A 21228-nucleotide genomic window follows, 5' to 3' on the forward strand; every position below is an offset into this window, starting at 1 on the left:
TAAAAAGGGAATCGCAATCAGGCATGTATCATCAGTGATTGGGGTTCCGGCAGAAGCGTCGGCGGTTCCCGTCGATAACAACGTAGAGACCGTGCAGACAGAGTGCAGCGGTCTCTTTCCAATGCAATCATTTATTAGTGAGGTGAGAGGATATGAATCCGGAAGCACTGCGGCAGGTCATTCGTGACTTATCGGAGCAGGATGCGAAATCGATGCTGTCACTTCTGTTCGCTCACGATGGTTATTCTCCGGAGACGCATGAGAGCTTGAAGCGGTCTCTGCTGGAGATGGCGAAGCGGCGCCCGGCAGTCGGCTATGGGACTATCCGGCAGGTGCATATTGCACTTGGAGATTCGGCGGGAGGTTCGCTGAAGCTGACGTTCCGCGCGCCTGCGGGAGAGGAGACGGAGCACCGGGTGCTGGTGCTCCGTGACGCACTGCCGTTCTCGGTCGGTCCCCTATGGAAGCTGGAGGAGCAAGAGGGGCGTGAGGAGCGGCGGCAGTGGTGTATGCTTCATATCAACTTGGATGACGGGGATGAATATCTGTTCCGGGGCGAGGAGCGCTTCCGAGAAATGAAGGACCGGCTGGAGGCCATACCCGAGGGGCTGCCGGTCACGATCTGGGTGGGCTTCGATGCGCATGAACAGGCGGGGCTTCGCTTCGCGCTGCATCTGCTCCGGGGCAAGGAAAACCCGGTCTCCGTAATGGATACGAGCGCAGCCTATGCTGCCCTGTACCATTCTGACCCGCGGAACGGGAGGCGGACCGGAGAGATCAATCCTGAGGAGATCGGGCGCATCTGGGAAGCGCAGACTTGCAGCCGGAGGCTGTCGCCCCAGGAGAGACAGAGGCTGGAGTCCGAATGGCTGGAGCTTTCCGGGCGGAAGACGGCGCTGCGGATCTGGCAGGACGGGCGGATCACGGAGGTGCGAGAGGACTACTATGACAGTGTACTAACCGCCGCGGTAGAGCATATCCACAGGGATCGCGGGAACCAGGAGTGGATCAGGTCCGCTCGGGTGGTCGGTGAGGTGATCGGCCATCTGGAGCAGGACATCGGCGATGCCTACGTCGAATACCGGCTTAGGCACTTGATCTATCAGGGTGTGTTGGAGATCCATGGAGTGCCCCGGGGTATGCGGTATTATGATGTAAGAATGAAACAGCCGCTCACGGGTTTGGAACAGCAAGGGGGGACCGGTGACGATGAAGAAGATGCTGAAAATATACAATGACCCCAAGGGAGATGCCTATAGGAAGCTGATCGACTATGCCGTGGAGCGGGCGGCGCTGTTCGCGTTGGCCGACCGGGAGCTCGGGGCGGCAGAAGCGCCGGTTCCAGGAGGCGGCCGGGCTGGGGCACTGCTGCGCAGACTGCAGCCGTACCTGGTCCGGACCTGCCCCATGGGCGAAATCCGGCAGCGAAATAACATCGGCTACAGCATGGAGGGGACGGTGTATGTCTACCGCTGCTGTCCTGAGGCGGCGGAAGTGCTCAAGAAGGCCGCCTCCTCGATGCATGCCTGGCAGCACCCCGATCTGCCGGAGGATCTCAGCTTCTGGGACGCGGAGGAGCAGGATTGGCTGATCAACGTCGCGCACGAAGAGATGCTCTATATCCGGCTCTCCGAAGACGAGGGCAGGGCACTGGCCGAGGAGATCCCGGGGGTGTTCGTGGTAGGGGAATTCAACCGGGAACTGGATGCTTTCCTGGAGGATGCCCTGCGTCACGGGGCGGAGAAGCTGGAGCTGATGGGCTGGGGACTGCAGGAAGTCCCCGGGAAGCTGACGAGAATCACGACACTGCGGGAGCTGCAGCTCTTCGAGCAGGACATCCGGCAGCTGCCTCCGGCCTTATTCGAGCTGCGGAATCTGGAGAGCCTGACCGTCTACACCGCCGATCTCGAAGAAATTCCGGGGGAGATCGGCCGGCTGGAGAACCTCGTTCAGCTCTCAGTCTACTGCTGCAGCTACGACCGTCCCCACCAGGCGGGGAAGCTGATCGGCATCGACGAGGTGACGCTCAGCTTGCTGCCGCCGGAGATGGGGGAGCTGTCGAAGCTCGAGATTCTGCGCATCAATGCCACCGGTCTAAGGCGGGTCCCCCCCGAGCTGGCGAAGCTGAAGAACCTCCGGGTGCTCGATCTCAGCCGCAACAAGCTGGAGGCGGTGCCGCATGAGCTCCTGAGCCAGCTGCCGAATCTGGTGCATACCTCGTTTGAGGGCAATCTGTTCGGGGAGTGAGGCCCTGGGCTGAAGCAGAAGATCAAGACGAGTATCCCTATCGAGAAAAGAGAGCCGATGTGACAGCGATCTGCCTTTCCCACGATGAGCCGGAGCGGTTCATCCGGGAGTGGGGCCAGAGGGCCGAGCACCAAGGAGTTCGACTGTAACTGTATTGCAAAGAGAGCAGGCCGTCCGGCCTGCTCTCTTTGCAATACCCCGCTGCCATGCAGGAATAAGCATGACGGAGGCGAAGCCGCAGATCTCTCCGGCTACCGCACATGCTGCAGCTTCTCCGGGTTGACGACGATATAGATCGCCCGGATCCGCCCGCCGGCCACCTCGAAGGACATGACCGAGGATGGCTCCCCTTGGATGTAGGTCACGAGGCCGGGGCCGCCGCCCACAAGGGCCGGCCGGTACGAGAAGCCGGGAGGCGACTTCTCAAGCAGCCCGGCGAGGAAGCGGATGATCCGGTCCGCCCCGAGAATCGGCCGGACGGCCGCCGTAACCCGGCCCCCTCCGTCCGAGAACAAGGAGGCATCGGCCGAGAGCGACGACAGCAGCCTCGGCACGTCGCCGGCGGCGAGGGCCGTCAGGAAGCCCTCGATCAGCTGCCTGGCCTCCTGTCCTCCCGCAGGTCGGAGGGCGGCAAGGCAAACCGTGCCGCGGCCATCGTCCGGGGCGGAGCTGCCGATGCTGCGCTTCGCGCGGTGGAAGATCTGCCGGCAGTTAGCCTGGCTTTTGCCGACGATGGAAGCAATCTCCTCATAGTCATAGAGCAGCACCTCGCGGAGCAGGAACACAGCCCGCTCCGTAGAGGAGAGCTGCTGGAGCAGCAGCAGGTAAGCCGTCGACACGGATTCCTGCAGCATATACTGCTCGGGCGGATTGCCCGAGGAATCTCTGTCGTTGAGCAGGGGCTCAGGCAGCCAGGGGCCCACATACACCTCGCGCTGCTTCTGGGCCGAGCGGAGCCGGTCGATGCAGCGGTTGGTCACGACCCGGCACAGGTAGGCTTTCAGGTTGCGGATCGGTTCGGGTCCGGCCGCATCGAGTGACAGGAAAGCATCCTGTACGATGTCCTCCGCATCCATCACGCTCCCGAGCATACGGTAGGCCAGGGAGAACAAGAGCGGTTTATATGTCGTATACGCCTGTTCGGCCACAATGCCGTTTTCCATGACAAACCCCTTTCCCGGATCGAGCCGGATTTCTGCTGACATGACCGGTATTCCGCGGCAGTGATTGATGAGCTTCGCTGTGCCTAGGCGAGGGCCTCAAGCCGCACGCCCGGCCTGTTGTCCTGAAGCAGCTTACGGACAGCCCGACCTGCGCTGGCCGCCGCCGCATCGGCGAGCATCTCCCCGTGGCTGGCCCAGTCGCCGGCGGCATACAGCCCGGCGAGCCCGTGCACCTCGGGGCCCGGATAAGGGCCGCTGTGCCCGAGGTGCACGGCATTGTGAACGACAGTTATGCTCGGCAGGAACTGTCGGGCCGCGGTTTCGCCCTGCCAGCCGGGATGAAGGAGGCTCATCGTCTGCTCGAGCAGCTTTTCGTCCGCCTGGGGATCGCTGTCCCCGCCGCCGTATTGAATCAAGTGTACAACCAGTGTACCATTCCTGCTTAATTTTGCCACCCTGGAATGATGGGTGAAGAAGACGGGCTGATCGAGGCCGAGGGCAAAATGGAGTCCGGGTGAAGGCAGCCGCTTCAGGGCCAGATCGAGGCAGGCGGCCTTCACCGGCCGGGCCTCATCCTTCCAGCGCCGAAGGACCGTCTCCTCCGCTCCGCGAACGAGATGGAACAGGGAGGCCGGGGATACAGCCGCAAGGACAGCGGATACCCGAAGCGTCTCCCCGCCCTTCAGCCGGATGCCGCTCACCTGTCCGTCATCGTGCAGGATCTCTTCCGCCGCCTGCCCTTCGGCTATGGCAGCGCCGGCCTTGACGGCCAGCTCCCGCAGCTGGTCGACGATCGTCTGCCAGCCTCCGTCGAGATACAGTACGCCGCCTTTCAAGGAACGCTGCAGCTGCAGCAGCACGGGACCGGCCGGCTGATGATCGATATCCCGGGAGTAAGTCGACGTGCGGCACAGTGCGTAGAAGATATGGCGCACCATGGGATCGCGTACCTCCCGTTCCGCCCACTCCCGCAGGGAGATGCGGGGCAGGGAAGCGGTATCGGTTTTGGAGAGCCCCAGCATCAGACGCCCAAATTCCATCTTGCCGGACCAGGACAGCAGCCGCGAAGAGAGAAGCTTCAGGGGATCACCGGGAAGCGGTACGACCCGCCCCTGCCAGATGCCGAAGCCGCTGGCCGGAGGAGAGCCGCCGGGCAGCTGCAGTCCAAGCTCCTTCAGCATGGCATAAGCCTCCCCCTCTCGGTACAGTGCGTGGCCGCCAAGGTTGAACAGTGCGCCGCTGCGCTCCACCGTCATCGCGCGTCCACCGAGCCGTGGCGACTGCTCGAGGAGCACCACCTTTTGCCCTGCTTTGGCCAGCTTCACTGCGGCCAGCAGACCTGCCAAACCGCCTCCGATTACAGCTGTTTCATACGTATTCCTGTCCATGCGGTTCATTGCTCTCATCCCTTCGTGTGTGAATATCCGTTCTGCCTCATATGACGGGGAGGGGGATACTTCTGTGACACACACGGGGAATGTTTTATCTTAGCTCATGGATATGCAGCAGGGGCCCAAGATATGGACGGGTAGGCGAGATTTTATAATTGCAGAACGCGGCTTCGGCTCGAAAGATCGGCGGAAGAAAGCGTTCGAAAAATAGATCCGGGTGCCCCGTGAACCGGCCGGAGCAGCCGCCAAGATGAAGGTGGGTCAGCGATAGTGAGGCAGACTCCATCGCGCGACGGACTCCCGCTCATAACAAAGAGGCATTCACCCGGAATTCGGGTGATGCCTCTTCCTCTTACGGACGGTCTTCCCGGAGCCTCATTCCAGGTACCGGCAGTTCTATATTCCCATCGGCTGCGGCTGCTCCTCAGCGGATCCACTGGACGACGCTGTCCAGGCTTTGACGAGTCTTCGGACGGGGCTCGTTCTTGCGATAGCCGAAGGCGGCCATGACGGTCAGGGCATAGCGGCCGTTCTCCAGAATGCCCTCTTCCTCGAGGATCTTGCTGGCACCTTCGGGATCGAAGCCTTCGATCGGGCAGGAGTCAATGCCGATCTGGGCGGCTGCCGTCAGCATGTTGCCGAGGGCGATATAAGCCTGCTTCCCCGCCCAATCCTGCAGATAGCGGTCATCATCGAGGAGCTTGGAGGTGTTCTCCTGGAAGTTCTTATAGAAGCTGCTCAGCATCTCGACAACGTTATCCGGCATGTGATGTACGTTCTCCATCAGGTTCTGCAGGTATGCGGAGCCTGCGAGCAGATCCTTTTTGGTACGGCTTAGCAGCAGTACGAAGTGGCTTGCTGTCGGAAGCTGTCCCTGTGCCCCCCAGGACACCGGCAGCAGCTTGGCACGGAGCTCAGGGCTCTGGACGACAACGAATTTCCAGGGTTCGAAGCCGAAGGAGCTAGGCGACAGGCGGCCGGTTTCGAGAACGAATTCGAAATCTTCGTCCGGGATCTGGCGTGCGGCATCGAATTCCTTGCAGGCGTGGCGGAACTGGTAAGCTTTCAGAATCTCATGTTTCAAATCAGCTTGGGTTGTCATTGGATCATCCCTTCCCATAGGCAGAGTAAAGGCATGACTATGTATGAAGAAAGCGGAGGTTGATGCCCTTTTGTAACTATAATAGTTACAGTTTTACTTCCTGTCAAGTGTCTTTTTTGGGAAGGGTTGGGAGTCAGTCGGCAGTGCCTCTTCAGGGCATTCCAACACCTGCCGGGGGCTGTGGTATAATAGGCCCGGACCCATATGGAAAAACTGTGCAGGGCGATAACCGGACTAAGGGGGATTTCTGTATGCAGTATCATCGGATTACCGATATCAACGACAACTATTTTCGTGCCATGCACGAGCTGATGGGCCGGGTATTCCCGCCCGAGGAGGTGCTGGAGTACGATCTGTGGGCCGAGCCGCTCCAGGACCCGGGCATTCGGGTATTCGTCGCTGTGCTGGATGGGGAAGTCGTAGGCGCCACGGAGTACCGTTATTATGAGGATCTCGGCGTGGCGATGACCGATTTCACGATCATCGGACGGGATGCCCTCGGGGTCGGCCCGTTCCTGGCCGGTCAGCGGATGGAGGATCTGCGTGAGGTTGTGGCGGCGGGCGGCGGAACACTTCAGGGCATGTTCGCGGAGATCTACAATCCCTATCTGTCGGAGCAGCTGGAGTTCGGCGGGGTGAAGGCGATGAATCCCTTCGTCCGCCGCGAAGTGCTTGCCCACCTGGGATACCGCAAGCTCGACTTCGACTATGTTCACCCGTCCTGGCATAATGACGGCGAGGCGGTCCACGGACTGGACCTCTGCTTCATGCCGATCGCAGACCCGAAGCAGACGGATGTCTCTGCGGAGCTCGTGAGCACCTTCCTCGAGCGGTATTATGCCGTGCTGCCCCAGAAGCCGCAGGCCTGGTACACGATGGTGGAAGGCTTGAAGGGCCGTGAACGCGTGGAATTGAAGGCGATCTGACCCTCGATCTGACTCTTATGTACGGAGAAAAAAAGCCTCAGGGCGGCAAAGGCGGGTTCCGCCTTAGGTCCTGAGGCTTTTTGGGCTGGCGTTATGGGATTCACGGCTTCCTTCCGCTGCCGGCGCAATGGAAGAGCATGGCACCCAGCGGACGTATGCCGACGGCGGACAGGCTACTCCTCCTCCGACCCGCTCCGGCGCCGGGCTTCGGCCTCCTCCAGCTCATCGAGGGCCTTCTCGAGTCCGTAGTTCAGCAGCAGCGTCTTGAAGCCTTTGCCGCGGGTTTCGGCCAGCGCTTCGAGACGCTCCCGAAGATCTTTGCGGAGGTAGACGCGGTCCTTCTCGTGCGTCTCCTTGCGCTCCTTCTTCTTGAGCCGGGTCTCGAGCACCTGCAGCACCGTCTCCGCAGCGGCCTCTGCTCCGCCGGCCGAGGCGATCAGCGCGGCCGTCTCAGCGGGCGCCTCCGAAGCGGCGACGGCCAAGGCCGCACGCTGCGCCTCAGGCGCATCCGTACCGTCCGGCGCATCGTCCGGACCGGCTGTTTCGGGCGCCTCCGGGGCGGAGACGCCGGCTGCGGACGGCTCAGCATCGGGCGCGGCATGGATGCCGGCAGCGGCGGCCAGCAGAGCGGCTTCCGCCGGCTCCTCCGAAGCGGCTACCGCCCGGGCGACCGCTTCCGACGCCAGCACCGAAGCGCTGCGGCGCTGGCGGGCAGCGGCGGTCCGCTTCGCCGGCGGTGCCGGGCTTTCGGCCGCCGGAGCAGTGTCCCCGCCGGAAGCATCGGATGCGGCGGGCGGGTCGAAGCTAACGAGCAGTTCTTTTTTTCGGGACGGCATGGGCAAGAACCTCCTTGGTTAACTCAAAATAAGGTGCGACCGCCGGATGGGACCGGTCCGACCATACAGCCGGCCGGCCCTCATAGGCAGCCGCGTTCGCATAGCGGATGGACCGGGGGATTACGGTCTCGAGCAGGGGGAAGCCCTGGGCCTCGCAGTAAGCTCGCGCAGAGGCGAGCAGCTCCCCATGCAGCGTGGACCGTGAATCCACCATCGTCGCGGCGACGCCTACAATCCGCGGGGAGGAGGAGCCCTCATCCCGCAGCCCCTCGATGGCTTGGACGACGCGCTGCAGCCCTTTGACGGAGAAGGCCTCCGGCACGAAGGGCACGAGCACGCCGTCGGCCGCTTTCACCGCATTGGCTGTCAGCAGTCCCAGCGAGGGCGGGCAGTCGATCAGGATCCAATCATACTCCTTCTTTACCCGGCCGAGAGCTTCCTTCAACAGATGCAGCGGCCTTGCGTACCGGCCGGGCTGCCCGAGCACGTGGACCTCGAACCCGTTAAGCCCGTCCGAAGCGGGCGCAAGATCGAGATGATCGCTGACCGGCACAGTGATGTCGGCAAGCGGCGTGCCGTGCAGCAGCACGTCGGCGGTAGACCCGAGCTCCAGGCGGTCCGGGTCCCGCCCGAAGACCACCGCCGCATTGCCCTGCGGGTCGATATCGATAATAAGCACTCTGGCGGGATCGGCTCCCGACGCCAGAACCGCCGCGAGGTGGGTGACGAGCGTCGTTTTGCCCACCCCTCCCTTATTCATACATACGGCAATGACATTCCCCATGGTCTCTCCCCGCTTACTCTCTGAGCTCCTGCAAAGAAACAAATTTGATTCCATTGTATCACAGGGCCGGAGATCCTGGGGGAAAATGATGGAAACGATACGGGAGCGGGGCCTCTGACATCTTGTCCGCTTCCTGCTATAATAGGGGCAGATGAATTCTAGGAAAACAGGTGAAGACAGATGAAGCAGACGGCGAAGGTCATGGGGGTTACGTTCTCCAAGGATACGCTCGCAGGAACACTGAAGACGGTCATCGGCCATTTGGATCATAAAGACGCGGGTTACATGCATATCATCACGTGCAACCCGGAGATCGTCATGGCTTCGGCGCATGATGAGGAGCTGCGGAACATTCTGGGCGACGCGGGGCTGGTAACGGCTGACGGGATCGGCATCGTGCTGGCTTCCCGGTGGCTCGGGGACCCTCTGCCGGAGCGGGTCACAGGCTTCGATATCCTGATGGGGCTGCTGGATGAGGGGGGCCGCAAAGGCTACTCGTTCTACCTGTTCGGCGCGGACCCCGAAACGAACGCCAAAGCGGCGGAGGTGATCTCCGCACGCTACCCGGGACTGCGCATTGCGGGCCGGCAGCACGGCTACTACAAGCCGGAAGAGGAAGAGCGCATCATCGGGGAGATTGCGGCGGCGAAGCCGGATATTCTCGTTGTCGCATTGGGTGCGCCGAGAGCGGAGCGGTGGCTCTACCGCAACCGCGCGAAGCTGCCCGTCCGGGCGGCTATGGGCGTCGGCGGCAGCCTGGACGTCATCGCAGGCAAGGTGAAACGCGCTCCGGTCATCTGGCAGAAGATGAATCTGGAGTGGCTGTACCGTCTGCTCTCCGAGCCTTCCCGCTGGCGCCGGCAGCTTGTGCTGCCGAAGTTCGCGGTGCGGGCGCTGTTCAGCCGGGGCCGGTCGTAAGGCCGCCTCACCTGCGGACGCAGCAGGCCCCTGTCCCCGTCCCTGACGTCTGTGCGTCGGAGGGCAGGCGGGCAGGGGCCTTTTTTCGAATGTCAGAAAGTAGAGCGCATGCGTGCATCATCCGGCGGAGCGGCCGGCGAGCGGCAGGATAGAGAGGAGCAGGGGGATGAACCACAGGGTGCCGGCGCTGCCGCTTCAGATGGGTCCTGCTGCCGGCCGGAACAAGCCCATGTAGCCGAGGCCGTATACGGAACCGACGGTGAGAAGCACGGTCCACAGCAGGAGGGAGACGGTCATCCACAGCATAACCCAGCGCCGGGAGGAGCCGAAGGTCAGGGCGACGAGGGCGGCGAGGTCCGTACCGAGCAGGACGGGGGCGACCAGGGCCAAGCCGGGCACGCCGTACTTCTCCCAGATGCGCTTCGCCCGCGCATATTTCTTCGAGGTGCCGTGAGCGGCCCCGTCGTTCGCGTTCCCGGCCCCGCTGCCGGGAGGCGGCTCGGCCGGCAGGGCTTCACCGGCACCGGCCGCCTCGGCCTGCGGCAGGACGGCTTCCGCTTTCGCGGCCCGGCGCTCGGCCTGCCGTGCTTTGCGGCGCACGCGCCAAGCGCTGAATTCGCGGAAGAACAGCGCGAGCAGCAGCAGCGGAATCCAGTTGCCGATGAACGCCGAGAGAGCTGTGCCGGCCGGGTTCAGGCCCCAGGCGATGCCGAGCGGAATGACAACGAAGACGTCGACCCAGGGAACGGCGGCCAGCAGGAGCAAGGCGCCATAGGACCAGAAGGAGCCTCCCCCGGCGGCAATCATTTCGTACATGGGTATTCCTCCTCTGCAGGATGTCCGGCCTGCCTGTGGCGGGCCGGCCTGTGCCTGCCTTGGTTATAACGGCCGCAGACGGAGAGTGTTCCGCTTGCGGGCGTTTTCATGCTTTCTTCTAAGGGTAAGGGATCCCTGCCGCAATGACAACCACGAAAGCAGGGGATTTTTTCGGGATACGGATTTCTTGTGCGAAGGAACCCATGGAAAAGACGGTACAGCCGTTTACCCCCAGGGCCCATTTACGGTATAGTGGAGAGGAGCCTGAAGTTTGGCGGGAGGAGATTCAGCAGAAGTATGTCTAACAAAAACGATTGGGATGAATGGATCAACGACATAGACAAAGAACTCAGTGAGAAGAAGCGGGAGAAGCCCGGTGATCCGGGCCCGGGCGAGCCCGAGTGGCCGTCATGGGAGCCCGATCCGCGGGACGGCGGCTTCTGGGACGATCCCCGGGGAGCGGAAGGGGGCGGAGCGCCGGGGAACGAGGGCGATCCGCGTGAAGCTTACGGGGGCGGCTTCTTGGACGAGCCGCCTTCAGGCGGGGCGCCGCGGAGGCCTTCCCGGCCGATGCGGGCGAGCGCGCCGCTGAGGCCTACGGCGACGATGGAAGACGCGCAGGAGCTGCTCCGCAAATATTACGGCTACCCGGATTTCCGGGAGGGCCAGAAGCGGGTCATTGCGAGCGTCATCTCCGGCACCGATACGCTCGGGATCATGCCGACCGGCGGAGGCAAGTCGATCTGCTACCAGGTGCCTGCGATGCTCATGGAGGGGACGACAATCGTCGTCTCCCCGCTGATCTCGCTGATGAAGGACCAGGTGGACGGGCTCGATTCCATCGGCGTGCCGGCGACGTACCTGAACTCGACGCTGTCGTACGCCGAGGTGTCGAAGCGCATCCGCATGGCGGAGCAGGGAGAGTACAAGCTGCTCTATGTGGCGCCCGAGCGCCTGGAGTCCGAGCGCTTCCTGGAGCTGCTCTCAGGGCTGACGGTGCCGATGATCGCCGTCGACGAGGCGCACTGCGTCTCGCAGTGGGGGCATGACTTCCGTCCGAGCTACATGCGCGTCAACGAGCTCGTGAATCACCTGCCGCGGCGGCCGATTCTCGCGGCGTTCACGGCGACGGCGACCGACCAGGTGCGCGAGGATATCGTGAAGCACCTGAAGCTTGCAGAGCCGCAGGTGTTCGTCACAGGCTTCGCGCGGACGAATCTGTCGTTCTCCGTTGTGAAGGGCGAGAACAAGCGCGACGTGCTTATGGGCTATATCCGCGAGCATGCGGACGAGGCGGGCATCATCTACGCGGCGACGCGCAAAGAGGTTGACCAGCTGTGCGAATACCTGCTGCGGCAGGGTGTGGCGGCCGGCAAATACCACGCGGGGCTGACGGATACGGAACGGGCGGACATGCAGGAGAAGTTCCTGTACGACGAAGTCCGGGTCATGGTGGCGAGCAATGCCTTCGGGATGGGGATCGACAAGTCGAACGTGCGGTATGTCATCCATTACAACATGCCGAAGAACATGGAAGCCTATTACCAGGAGGCGGGACGCGCCGGACGGGACGGGGAGCCGAGCGACTGTACGCTGCTGTTCTCGCCGCAGGATATCCATATCCAGAAGTTTCTCATCGAGCAGTCCGTCTCCGACCCGCAGCGCCAGGCGCAGGAGTACCGCAGGCTGCAGCAGATGGCGGACTACTGCCACACGCCGCAGTGCCTGCAGCGCTATATCGTCCGCTATTTCGGAGGCGAGATGGAGCAGGACTGCGGGCAGTGCTCGAACTGCGCGAGCCCGGACCTCGAGATGACGGACATTACGCTGGAGGCGCAGCAGATCTTCTCCTGCGTGCGCCGGATGCGCGAACGCTTCGGCATGACGCTGGTGGCATCGGTGCTGAAGGGCTCCCGGGCCAAAAAGGTGCTCGACATGCGCTTCGACCAGCTCAGCACCTACGGGCTCATGAAGAACCGCACGGAGAAGGACATCATCGACCGGATCCAGCTGCTCGTGGCCGAGGGTTACCTGCAGCTGACCGAAGGGCAGTACCCTGTGCTGAAGCTGGCGCCGAAGGCCGGCGTGGTGCTCGCGGGCGAAGAGCGCGTCGTGCAGCGGGTACGGGTGAAGCCGGCCGCGCCGGCGGTCAAGGATGTGGAGAACGAGCTGTTCGACGAGCTGCGGAAGCTGCGCTCGGAGATTGCGAAGCGGGAGGGCATCCCGCCGTATATCGTATTCCCGGACAGCACGCTCCGCGAGATGTGCGGCGTGAAGCCGACGAACCCGGCGGCGATGCTGAAGATAAAGGGCGTCGGGGAAGCGAAGTTCTTCAAGTACGGCGCTTATTTTATCGAGTTTTTCAAAGGGCTGTCGGGCTGATCCGGGGAATCCCCGGACCGGCGCGGGGCCTGGCATATAGAGGAGGAACGGCGTGGCGAAGTCGAAGTGGTATGTAGTGTGGGAAGGGCGGCAGCCGGGCGTGTACAAGACCTGGGCCGAATGTCAGGCGCAGACGAACGGGTTCCCGCAGGCGAAGTTCAAGGCCTATGAGAGCGAGGCGGAGGCGAAGGCGATGCTCGCCGCCGGATGGAAGAAAGCCTTCTCCGCTGCGCAGAAGGCGGGCGCGGGAGCCTCGGGCTCCCGGAGCGGCGGGGCCCGGGCGGCAGCCGCTGCGGCGAACGCATCGGGAGCGGAGGCGGATCTCGACAGCCTGTCCGTCGACGTAGGCTGCAGCGGGAATCCGGGCATCGTGGAGTATAAGGGCGTGTATACCCGTACGGGCGAGGTGCTCTTCGAGCATGCCCCGATCTCCAAGGGGACCAATAACATGGGGGAATTCCTGGCAATCGTTCACGGGCTGGCCTATCTGAAGAAGAAGGGCAGCTCCATGACCATCTACAGCGATTCCATGACGGCCATTGCATGGGTCCGCAACAAGAAGGTGGCTTCCACACTGGTGCGGGATGCTTCCACGAAGGAGATCTGGACGCTCGTCGACCGGGCCGAGGAGTGGATCCGCCAGAATACGTGGCCGAACAAGATTCTGAAGTGGAACACAAAGGCCTGGGGCGAGATCAAAGCCGACTATGGGCGCAAGTAGGCGCAAGGGTCTGCGACCTGAGCGAACGACAAAGCCTTTAAGCGAACTGTATAGTATTTCACATTTTTTAATCGACTATTTTCGACATCATCTGGAGACTCCGTGTGTTATTATTTCTTACATAATAAGACATGGGGGCAGTGACTTTGAATCCGTATCTGGGCACTTGGATTCAAACGAGCCAGTAGTGCAACCGACCATCTTCCCTCGGGGAAGATGGTTTTTCTATTTATACGTCAGAGGGAGGGGGGAATTAGCGTATGGAAACCGTAAGAATTGAGGAAATCATCCGGCAGCTGGGTGTAGATGAGGAGAGGTTCGCGAAGTGGCAGGAGGAGATGCGGCTCACGAAGGGGACGGAGAACGGGGAGAGCGAAGCGTCGGACGGGTAGGAGCGATCAGCCTGGGGTCCCGGTTACGCATGCGTTAATCATACATAAGGGCTGCCGTGATCGGCAGCCCTCATCTTTGTGCCCTCCGGCCCGGCGAAAAGGTTACTCAGGCCGTTCCAGCTCGAACAAGGAGCCGAGCCGGCTGTAAAAGTTTCCTGCCATCCGTGCCACCGGGCTGAGCTTCTCGGGATCGATGTGCCCCCGATCATCGTAGAGCTCCTCGTCGATGTGGAAGTGGACCACCCGCCCGATCAGCAGATCGCAGGCCGGGCTGCCTTCGGTGCCGCCCAGCTCGATGGCCTGCTCGAGGACGCATTCCATCCGGATCCGCGCCTCCTGCAGGCCGGGTACGGGGATCGCCACGCTCGCCACGGGGGTCAGTCCCGCACGCTCCACTTCACTCTCTCCGGGCGGAAGGGCCGCAGCCGTCTTGTTGGCCTTCTCCACGATAGATTCATCCGTAATATGTATGACGAAGGAGCCGGTATCGACGGCATTCCTGGCGGTATCTTTCCGCTCGCCCATCTTGCGCTGCACCGAGACGGACACCAGAGGAGGCTGGCTGGCCACGATGTTAAAGTAAGAGAAGGGGGCTGCATTGAGCACCCCTTCATTCGACAGCGTGGTCACCAGTGCGATAGGCCGGGGAACGATGCTGCCGATGAGCAGCTTGTAGTTCTCCCGGTCCGACTGCTGCTGCGGATCAATGGAAATCAACGACCGTCACCCCCGCCGAAGTGCTGTGCGAACCAGCCGGCTGCCGCGGCGGCTTCCGACGGCGTCAGCTGGTGGCCGTACGATTCCCAGTGAAGGGTGACTTCGGCACCGGCACCGGACAGGAGAGCCTGCAGGTCCTCGGTCTCCTGCGGCGGACAGATCGGATCGTTCTTGCCTGCTCCAATGAAGACCGGCAGCCCGGAAGCGTCCGGTAGCTCGATGCCCCGGCGCGGCACCATCGGATGATGGAGGATCGCGCCGCGGAACGCGCGGGCATAGTGGAAGAGCAGGGAGCCGATGATGTTGGCTCCGTTGGAGTAGCCGGCCGCGACGAGATTGCTGCGGTCGAAGCCGTATTTGGCCGCCGCTTCGTCCAGGAAATCGTACACTTCTTTCGTGCGGAAGATGAGATCCTCTTCATCGAAGACGCCTTCCGCCAGACGGCGGAAGAAGCGCGGCATGCCGTTCTCCAGGACATTGCCTCTTAAGCTGAGTACGGCCGCCCCGGGCGCGATGCGCCCGGCGAGACCCAGCAGGTCGTGCTCCGTACCGCCGGTGCCGTGAAAAAGCACCAGGGTCGGTGCCTCCGGCCGGCTGCCTTGCTGATAAATATGCCTCATGATTGATCTCCCTCCAGTACTCTCACTTCGATTGGAAGCAGGTTCGCTTCGATTTGGGCGCGGTGGGGCTCATACCACTCGGGCAGCATGACTTTCTCACCCAGGGCTTCAGGCGCTTCATCTCTGGCGAAGCCCGGAGGATCTGTGGCGATCTCGAAGAGAATGCCGCCCCCCTCGCGGAAGTAGAGCGCGTTGAAGTATTGGCGGTCGACGACCGGTGTCGGCTGGTAGCCGTAAGCCTGCACCTCGGTACGCCAGGCTTCATGCTGTTCGAAATCCACGGCGCGCCAGGCGATATGATGCACGGTTCCCGCACCGTCGCTTCCGCGCTCCATAGCCGCCTTCGGCACATCGATCACATTGCCGATTCCGCCTTCGGAGCGGTAGCGGGTGTAGCCCGCATCCTCCGCCACTTTGACGAAGCCGAGCAGTTTCTCCAGCGCGTCCATGGTGCGGACCGGATTCGTGCTGAACAGCACCGCGCCGGCGAAGCCCTTGATGGCATGCTCCAGGGGAATGCCGCCGAACGCCCACTGGCTGTTCGCGCCTTCTTCTCTTTCGACAATCTCCAGACGAAGCCCTTCATTGTCGCTGAACTGCAGAGACGTTTCGGAGAAGCGGGTTACCTTCTCCGCCCGGATCCCGAAGCCGGCCAGACGCTCTTCCCAGAAGGCGAGAGAGCCTGTGGGCACGGCGTAGGCAGTGATGCCCACCTGACCGCCGCCGATGCGTCCCCGCCGGGAGCCAGGCCAAGGGAAGAATGTAATGATCGTGCCGGGGCTGCCGGCTTCGTTGCCGAAGTACAGGTGGTACACTTCGGGTGCATCGAAGTTGATCGTTTTTTTGACGAGACGCAGGCCGAGGATGCCGGCATAGAAATCGACGTTCTGCTGGGGATCCCGCGCAAAGGCGGTGATGTGGTGAATTCCTGCGGTTTTCATAAGTAAATTCCTCCTTGGGATTAGGTTTATACATTCAAGGCAATCGCCTGGAGTGACGCTGCTTTTCATTACCCGTCCAATGGACGTTCCTTTGTTACTTTCCCCTATACGGCCTGTTCCATTATTGGAAGAGGGCGTCGAGCGACAGAGCACCGGCACCGGTCAGAGCCACACCGATCACTGCCGCGATCAGCACAAGCGGATATTCGTACCCGTTGGCCGTAGACCACAGGCCATTGGCTCCATGAACTTTGACGATGGCTCCAAGCATCGTGGCGGCCAGAAGAACAGCGGCGAGCGGAGTGAGCAGTCCGAGAGTGAACAGGAGGCCGCCTACGAGCTCCATCAGGCCGGCGAGCACGGCCATCATCACGCCGGGCTTGATGCCGACCGATTCCATCCATCCGCCGGTCCCTTGGGGACCATAGCCGCCGAACCATCCGAATAATTTTTGGGCACCATGCCCGATGAAGAGCACGCCGATCACCAAACGAACCAGGAACAAACCAAGAGCTGAGAGAGTTAACATGTTTACCATCCTCCACAATTTTATTTTAATTAAATATTCTTGAATTAAAGATATATGATGAAGAGGCAGAAACCGTAAACCGGCTACCGGTCTTCGGCTCCTTTCCCGAGCTTCTTGAGCAGTTCCACGGCCTTCTCCTTCTCCTCCGCGGCAAGTCCCTGCATCAAAGCATGAATCGTATCAGCATGGCCGGGAAAAATACGGTCGAACAGCTCGTTGCCGGCGGACGTGATCTCCGCATAGACGACCCTGCGGTCCTCCTTGCAGGGAACCCGGTTCAGCAGTCCCTTCTTCTCCAGCTTGTCGATATTGTAAGTAATGGTGCCGGAGGTGATCAGGATCTTCTCCCCGATCTGCTGCAGTGGAATTCGGCCCTTGGTGTACAGAACCTCCAGAATCGTAAACTCGGAGGGGGACAGACCATACTGCTTCATATCCTTGACGGCACGGTCCATGATGGTCTTGTAGGCTTTGGACAGCACCACGAGGAGCTTCAGGGATGCGGCATGGGAATCACTTACCGAATGGGGCATGGCGGCTGACCTCCTTCCTCTGAAAATCATCAATTCAAGTATCTTGAATTAAAGATAAACCATTTGACGATTTATGTCAAGCCCCCAAAAAAACTAAGCCGGCGTGCCTGCCATCCTGCTCCTGAAAGGAGAAACAAAAGAATGGTAAGCGGCCGGCAGCGTCTTGTTCCATGCCCTTTTTACGAACCCCCTCTGACAGGGCTTGTGCGGAGGATCAGCGGCCGTACATCCGTACGATCTCCTGCGCTTTCTGCCGCAGCGTATCGGCGACGGAGGAGGGTTCGAGCACCCGTACATCCGTTCCATAGCTCATCAGCATGCTGTAGAGCCAGGGCTCATCGGGGCGCTGGCACCGGACGAGAAGTGCGCCGTCAGGCAGCGGCTCGATCTCGGCTTCCCCAAACCCGTCCTGCACCTTGGCTTTGGCCCTGGGCGTGAACTGCAGCACCAGTGTAAGGAGGGGACGCTTAGCGCCTTCTTCGGCATTCCAGCCAAAGCGCAGCTCCTCCAATTCTCCCGCCCTTCGCTCGAACCGTTCGCTGAGCAGAGTGAGGTCGGAAATGCGGGAGAGCCGGAATACCCGAAAATCCATGCGCAGCCGGCAGAAGCCGTAGAGGTACCAGATGTAGCCCTTGAGCACCACACCCATAGGCTCGCAGATCCTTGCGGAATCCTCGCCTTGAGAGCTTGTATACCCGAAGGAGATCAGCTGCGCCGCGCGGATCGCCTGTTTCAGCAGGTGAAGCTTGGCTTTCTCGGCCTGCCCGCCCTGCCAGGGGTTGAGATCAAGAATCATCTCGCGGCGCAGGTCGGCGGATCCCCCGGGAGCGGTGCGTGAGACCAGGGAGCCTACCTTGTCCAGGAGGGAGCCGATATCGATGTCAGGCTCCGCCAGGGTGGTCTGTATGCCGCGGAGGGCGACGATAATGGATTGGAGTTCTTCGAGCGAGAGATACTGGCGTTCAATCCGGTAGGTCTCCATGATCTCGTACCCGCCGGCCGCACCGGCGTACGAGGCGACGGGGATGCCCGCACCGTTAATCGCCTCCAGATCGCGGTAGATCGTGCGGAGCGAGACCTCGAAGCGCTCCGACAGCTCCTTGGCGCTGACCCTCCTCCGGTTCAGGAGCAGCATCGTGATGGCGAGCAGACGATCCAGCTTCAGCTTGATTCCCTCCTTGAGTGGCTTCTTTCCTTCCAAGATACCAAAAAATTCCCAAACCGCCTAGCCGTTCCTTGAGAAAAGCTTCTCCGTTTTGCGGAGCCCGAGTTTCTTAAGAGGATATAAAAAGCCCGGATCGGCGTGCAGGCCGTCCAGGCTCCTTCGCTGAAAAATAAATAAGAGGAACTTCCTATCAGAACGCCCAGCTGCCCTTGCGGAAGAGCGGAACAGCCGTGCCGTCCCCGGTGATGCCGTCGATGTTCATCTCCGCGGAGCCGATCATGAAGTCCACGTGGGTGATGCTTGTGTTGAGGCCGCGGGACTTGAGCTCGTCCTGAGAGAGGCCTTTGCCGCCTTCCAGGTTGAAGGCATAGGCGCTGCCGATCGCCAGGTGGTTCGATGCATTCTCGTCGAACAGCGTATTGTAGAAGAGCAGGCCCGATTGGGAGATCGGGGACTCATGCGGCACCAGCGCCACTTCCCCGAGATAGCGAGCTCCTTCGTCCATATCGATCAGGGTGCGCAGCGTGTCCTCGCCCTGCTCGGCGGAGACGTCGACGATCCGGCCGTTCTCGAACGTGAGCTTGAAGTTGTCGATGAGGTTGCCCCCGTAGCTCAGCGGCTTCGTGCTCGATACCGTCCCGTTCACCCCGTCGTAACGCGGAGCGGTGAAGACTTCCTCCGTCGGCATGTTCGCCAGGAACTGGATGCCTTTCTCATTGGTGCTGTCAGCGGCTACCCATAGGTGGCCTTCCGGAAGCTCGATTGTGAGATCCGTTCCCGGAGCGGTGTACTGCAGCTTTTTGAATTTCTTTTCATTGAGGTAATCGGATTTGGCATTGAGATTGCGGATATGCTCCTCCCAAGCCGCCACAGGGTCCTCCTGGTCGACGCGGACGGTCTTGAAGATGGCTTCCCACAGCTTCGCGACCTGCTCCTCTTCGGAGAGACCCGGGAATACTTTGGCTGCCCAGGCTTTGGACGGGGCCGCGGCAACACACCAGCTGAATTTGTCGGACTGCATGTACTGCCGGAATTGGTGCATCGCTTTGCCGTACGTCTTCTGGTGATTCATGATCCGGCTCTGCGGTACGCCCTTGAGCAGGTCCGGGTCGGAGGAGGTGATGGAGACGACCGCGGCACCGTTCTCGGCCAGCTCGAGCATCTCTCCGGCATACCATTTGGGCTCCTCGAGGAACGACTCCTCCGGTGCCAGGTCATACCGCAGACGGGTGACCGTATCGTCTGTCCAGTTGACCTTCACGAGGTAAGCGCCTTCCTCATAGGCATGCTTGGTGATCAGACGTACGAGCTCGGCGGCATCGATCGTGCTGTTTACGACGAGCTTCTGGCTCTTCTGGATCTTCACCCCGAACTTAACGATCAGCTCGGCATAGCGGTTCAACAGCTCTTGAAAGTTGGACATGCTCGATTCCTCCTATATGCGGTGTTGTGTAGTGAGTTATATAGGAACAGGGTGCAGACCCGGTTGTTCTCTCATTGTACAACATTCCGGCTGTGAAACGAAAAAAAAAGAGAAGCCCGGGGAGATCCCCAGGCTTCCAAGCATTGAAATTCTTATTCGCCGATTCCGATCCACTTGAGCGCCCCTGCCGTGTAGAGCAGGATCGCCACGACGAGGACAGGAGCGACATAACGCAGAACAATGATCCAAAGACGCAGCCATACGGGAGTCATGCCCGCTTCCTCGACAGCTCCAGACCACCGGTATCCGACGAACAGCGTTACGATGAGACCGCCGAGCGGGAGAAGAATGTTGGAGGCCAGGAAGTCAGCCGAATCCATGATATTCTTGCCGCCGATGAGCGTGACATCGCCCAGTACACCGCCGACCGAAAGAGCGGACGGAACGCCGAGAACGAAGGTGGCGATAGCTACGATCCACGTGGCTTTGGTACGAGTCCAGCTCCATTTGTCCATCGCATAGGCGACCGGCACCTCGAGAATGGAGACGGAGGAGGTCAAAGCGGCAATCGCCAGGAGGATGAAGAACAGGCCGCCGAAGAAACCGCCGAGCGGCATGGCAGCGAAGGCGGCAGGCAGTGCCATGAAGACAAGTCCTGCGCCCTGCGACGGCTCAATGCCGAACGAGAACGAAGTAGGGAAGATAATCAGGCCTGCAACAAGGGCATAGAGCAGGTCGCCTGCGCCTACGGCCAAGGTCGCGGTACCAAGGGACTGGCGCTTGTCAATGTAGCTTCCGTAGGTAATCATGATGCCCATCCCCAGGGAAAGCGAGAAGAATGCGTGTCCGAGTGCAACGAGTGCGGATTCGGCCGTCAGCTTGGAGAAGTCCGGCTTCAAGAAGAATTCGACGCCCTGCATAGCCCCCGGAAGTGTAAGCGAGCGGACCATAAGAATGATGAGCAGGATCAGCAATCCGGGAATCAGAATTTTGTTGAACTTCTCAATCCCGCCCGAGATGCCGCGGGCAACGATCCAGATGTTAAGCAGGACGACGACGGTCTGCCAGAAGACAGGCCAGAAGCCGCCGGCAAAATCGAGAAACTGCTTGGTGTAATCCGTGCTGGAGAACAGCGAGCCGCTGAATGACATGGCGGCGTAGTGCAGCGTCCATCCGGCTACAACGGAGTAGAACGTCATGATGAGGAACGCGGCGATGACCGAGAGGAAGCCGAGTGCACCCCATCGTTTGGAGCCCGAAAGCTTGACGAAAGAGCTGTATGCATTACCGCGTCCGCCGCGGCCAATGGAGAGTTCGGCCAGCAGTACCGGGAGACCTACTACCAGAAGGCAGATCGTGAAGAGCAGGAAAAAAGCCGCTCCGCCGTATTTTCCCGTAATATAAGGAAACTTCCACATGTTTCCAAGCCCTACCGCGCTGCCGATCGCTGTAAGGATAAAGCCTGATCTGCTGAACTGTTCCGAAGTAGAACGCTTGTTTGGATCCGAATTCGTTTGAGCCATTAGGTTCAAAGTCCCCGCTTTCTGTCAATATCATACAAAGATAATATGTGTATGTTATATGAAAACCCTTCATTTTGTCCATGTATTTAATTGGAAATG

The 21228-nt window shown here is 60.9% G+C and carries 21 protein-coding genes and 1 riboswitch; of the genes, 7 read left to right on the forward strand and 14 right to left on the reverse strand.

Going from position 1 to position 21228, the window contains the following annotated elements; all coding sequences use genetic code 11:
* Nucleotides 1–152 precede the first annotated feature (152 nt).
* Both ACP26L_RS02375 and ACP26L_RS02380 read left to right on the forward strand, forming a co-directional pair.
* Nucleotides 153–1238 (forward strand): DUF1835 domain-containing protein, encoded by a 1086-nt coding sequence (locus ACP26L_RS02375; RefSeq protein WP_426450905.1) that lies wholly within the window; start codon nucleotides 153–155, stop codon nucleotides 1236–1238.
* Entirely contained in the window at nucleotides 1210–2247 is a 1038-nt protein-coding gene (locus tag ACP26L_RS02380; RefSeq protein WP_426450907.1) for a leucine-rich repeat domain-containing protein, read from the forward strand. The genes ACP26L_RS02375 and ACP26L_RS02380 overlap by 29 nt, the downstream gene beginning before the upstream one ends.
* Nucleotides 2248–2498: 251 nt before the next feature.
* Here ACP26L_RS02380 and ACP26L_RS02385 read toward each other — a convergent pair whose 3' ends face one another.
* The 3 genes from ACP26L_RS02385 to ACP26L_RS02395 form a co-directional block, all read right to left on the reverse strand.
* On the reverse strand, nucleotides 2499–3410 hold the full coding sequence (locus ACP26L_RS02385) for an RNA polymerase sigma-70 factor (RefSeq protein WP_426450908.1): 912 nt from the start codon (nucleotides 3408–3410) through the stop codon (nucleotides 2499–2501).
* Between the two features lie 83 nt (nucleotides 3411–3493).
* Entirely contained in the window at nucleotides 3494–4816 is a 1323-nt protein-coding gene (locus tag ACP26L_RS02390; RefSeq protein WP_426450909.1) for a phytoene desaturase family protein, read from the reverse strand.
* Between the two features lie 409 nt (nucleotides 4817–5225).
* A complete protein-coding gene (locus ACP26L_RS02395) occupies nucleotides 5226–5903 on the reverse strand; it encodes an NAD(P)H-dependent oxidoreductase (RefSeq protein ID WP_426450910.1) in 678 nt (225 codons plus the stop codon).
* A gap of 251 nt (nucleotides 5904–6154) precedes the next feature.
* Here ACP26L_RS02395 and ACP26L_RS02400 point away from each other — a divergent pair, with 251 nt between their 5' ends.
* Entirely contained in the window at nucleotides 6155–6829 is a 675-nt protein-coding gene (locus ACP26L_RS02400) for a GNAT family N-acetyltransferase (protein ID WP_426450911.1), read from the forward strand.
* 173 nt (nucleotides 6830–7002) lie between these two features.
* Here ACP26L_RS02400 and ACP26L_RS02405 read toward each other — a convergent pair whose 3' ends face one another.
* The gene (locus ACP26L_RS02405) at nucleotides 7003–7665 is read right to left on the reverse strand and encodes a hypothetical protein (protein ID WP_426450912.1); all 663 of its coding nucleotides are present in this window, start codon (nucleotides 7663–7665) and stop codon (nucleotides 7003–7005) included.
* On the reverse strand, nucleotides 7634–8503 hold the full coding sequence (locus ACP26L_RS02410) for a ParA family protein (protein ID WP_426450914.1): 870 nt from the start codon (nucleotides 8501–8503) through the stop codon (nucleotides 7634–7636). Before ACP26L_RS02410 ends, ACP26L_RS02405 begins: the two co-directional genes overlap by 32 nt.
* A 126-nt stretch (nucleotides 8504–8629) precedes the next feature.
* Here ACP26L_RS02410 and ACP26L_RS02415 point away from each other — a divergent pair, with 126 nt between their 5' ends.
* Nucleotides 8630–9367, forward strand: coding sequence for a WecB/TagA/CpsF family glycosyltransferase (locus ACP26L_RS02415; RefSeq protein WP_426450915.1), 738 nt, complete (start codon nucleotides 8630–8632; stop codon nucleotides 9365–9367).
* Between the two features lie 195 nt (nucleotides 9368–9562).
* On the opposite strand, the gene ACP26L_RS02420 is transcribed toward ACP26L_RS02415, so the two are convergent.
* Nucleotides 9563–10183 (reverse strand): small multi-drug export protein, encoded by a 621-nt coding sequence (locus tag ACP26L_RS02420; protein ID WP_426450917.1) that lies wholly within the window; start codon nucleotides 10181–10183, stop codon nucleotides 9563–9565.
* A gap of 570 nt (nucleotides 10184–10753) precedes the next feature.
* Between ACP26L_RS02420 and recQ the strand changes: the two genes are divergently transcribed.
* From recQ to ACP26L_RS02435, 3 genes are all read left to right on the forward strand, one after another.
* Nucleotides 10754–12565 carry a DNA helicase RecQ gene (gene recQ, locus ACP26L_RS02425; protein WP_426454791.1) on the forward strand — a complete coding sequence of 604 codons (1812 nt, stop codon included), beginning with the start codon at nucleotides 10754–10756 and terminating at the stop codon, nucleotides 12563–12565.
* Nucleotides 12566–12617: 52 nt separating this feature from the next.
* Nucleotides 12618–13286 carry a ribonuclease H gene (rnhA, locus tag ACP26L_RS02430; RefSeq protein ID WP_426450918.1) on the forward strand — a complete coding sequence of 223 codons (669 nt, stop codon included), beginning with the start codon at nucleotides 12618–12620 and terminating at the stop codon, nucleotides 13284–13286.
* Between the two features lie 124 nt (nucleotides 13287–13410).
* Nucleotides 13411–13494: riboswitch (cyclic di-GMP riboswitch) on the forward strand.
* A 52-nt stretch (nucleotides 13495–13546) separates the two neighbouring features.
* The gene (locus tag ACP26L_RS02435; protein ID WP_426450919.1) at nucleotides 13547–13678 is read left to right on the forward strand and encodes a hypothetical protein; all 132 of its coding nucleotides are present in this window, start codon (nucleotides 13547–13549) and stop codon (nucleotides 13676–13678) included.
* 102 nt (nucleotides 13679–13780) lie between these two features.
* On the opposite strand, the gene ACP26L_RS02440 is transcribed toward ACP26L_RS02435, so the two are convergent.
* From ACP26L_RS02440 to ACP26L_RS02475, 8 genes are all read right to left on the reverse strand, one after another.
* On the reverse strand, nucleotides 13781–14395 hold the full coding sequence (locus ACP26L_RS02440) for a flavin reductase family protein (RefSeq protein WP_426450920.1): 615 nt from the start codon (nucleotides 14393–14395) through the stop codon (nucleotides 13781–13783).
* A complete protein-coding gene (locus ACP26L_RS02445) occupies nucleotides 14392–15015 on the reverse strand; it encodes an alpha/beta hydrolase (RefSeq protein ID WP_426450921.1) in 624 nt (207 codons plus the stop codon). Before ACP26L_RS02445 ends, ACP26L_RS02440 begins: the two co-directional genes overlap by 4 nt.
* On the reverse strand, nucleotides 15012–15956 hold the full coding sequence (locus ACP26L_RS02450; RefSeq protein ID WP_426450922.1) for a ring-cleaving dioxygenase: 945 nt from the start codon (nucleotides 15954–15956) through the stop codon (nucleotides 15012–15014). Before ACP26L_RS02450 ends, ACP26L_RS02445 begins: the two co-directional genes overlap by 4 nt.
* A 121-nt stretch (nucleotides 15957–16077) precedes the next feature.
* Nucleotides 16078–16485 carry a DoxX family protein gene (locus ACP26L_RS02455; RefSeq protein ID WP_426450923.1) on the reverse strand — a complete coding sequence of 136 codons (408 nt, stop codon included), beginning with the start codon at nucleotides 16483–16485 and terminating at the stop codon, nucleotides 16078–16080.
* Nucleotides 16486–16568: 83 nt separating this feature from the next.
* A complete protein-coding gene (locus ACP26L_RS02460) occupies nucleotides 16569–17018 on the reverse strand; it encodes a MarR family winged helix-turn-helix transcriptional regulator (protein WP_426450924.1) in 450 nt (149 codons plus the stop codon).
* A 214-nt stretch (nucleotides 17019–17232) separates the two neighbouring features.
* Complete coding sequence (locus ACP26L_RS02465; RefSeq protein WP_426450925.1) at nucleotides 17233–18219, reverse strand: helix-turn-helix transcriptional regulator; 987 nt, start codon at nucleotides 18217–18219, stop codon at nucleotides 17233–17235.
* Between the two features lie 154 nt (nucleotides 18220–18373).
* The gene (locus ACP26L_RS02470; protein WP_426450926.1) at nucleotides 18374–19606 is read right to left on the reverse strand and encodes an aminopeptidase; all 1233 of its coding nucleotides are present in this window, start codon (nucleotides 19604–19606) and stop codon (nucleotides 18374–18376) included.
* 152 nt (nucleotides 19607–19758) lie between these two features.
* Nucleotides 19759–21129: a sodium-dependent transporter gene (locus ACP26L_RS02475; protein ID WP_426450927.1), complete on the reverse strand. Its 1371-nt coding sequence runs from the start codon at nucleotides 21127–21129 to the stop codon at nucleotides 19759–19761.
* Nucleotides 21130–21228 lie beyond the last annotated feature (99 nt).

It is taken from the genome of Paenibacillus sp. S-38, from assembly GCF_049942825.1.
Taxonomy (GTDB): Bacteria; Bacillota; Bacilli; order Paenibacillales; family NBRC-103111; genus Paenibacillus_G.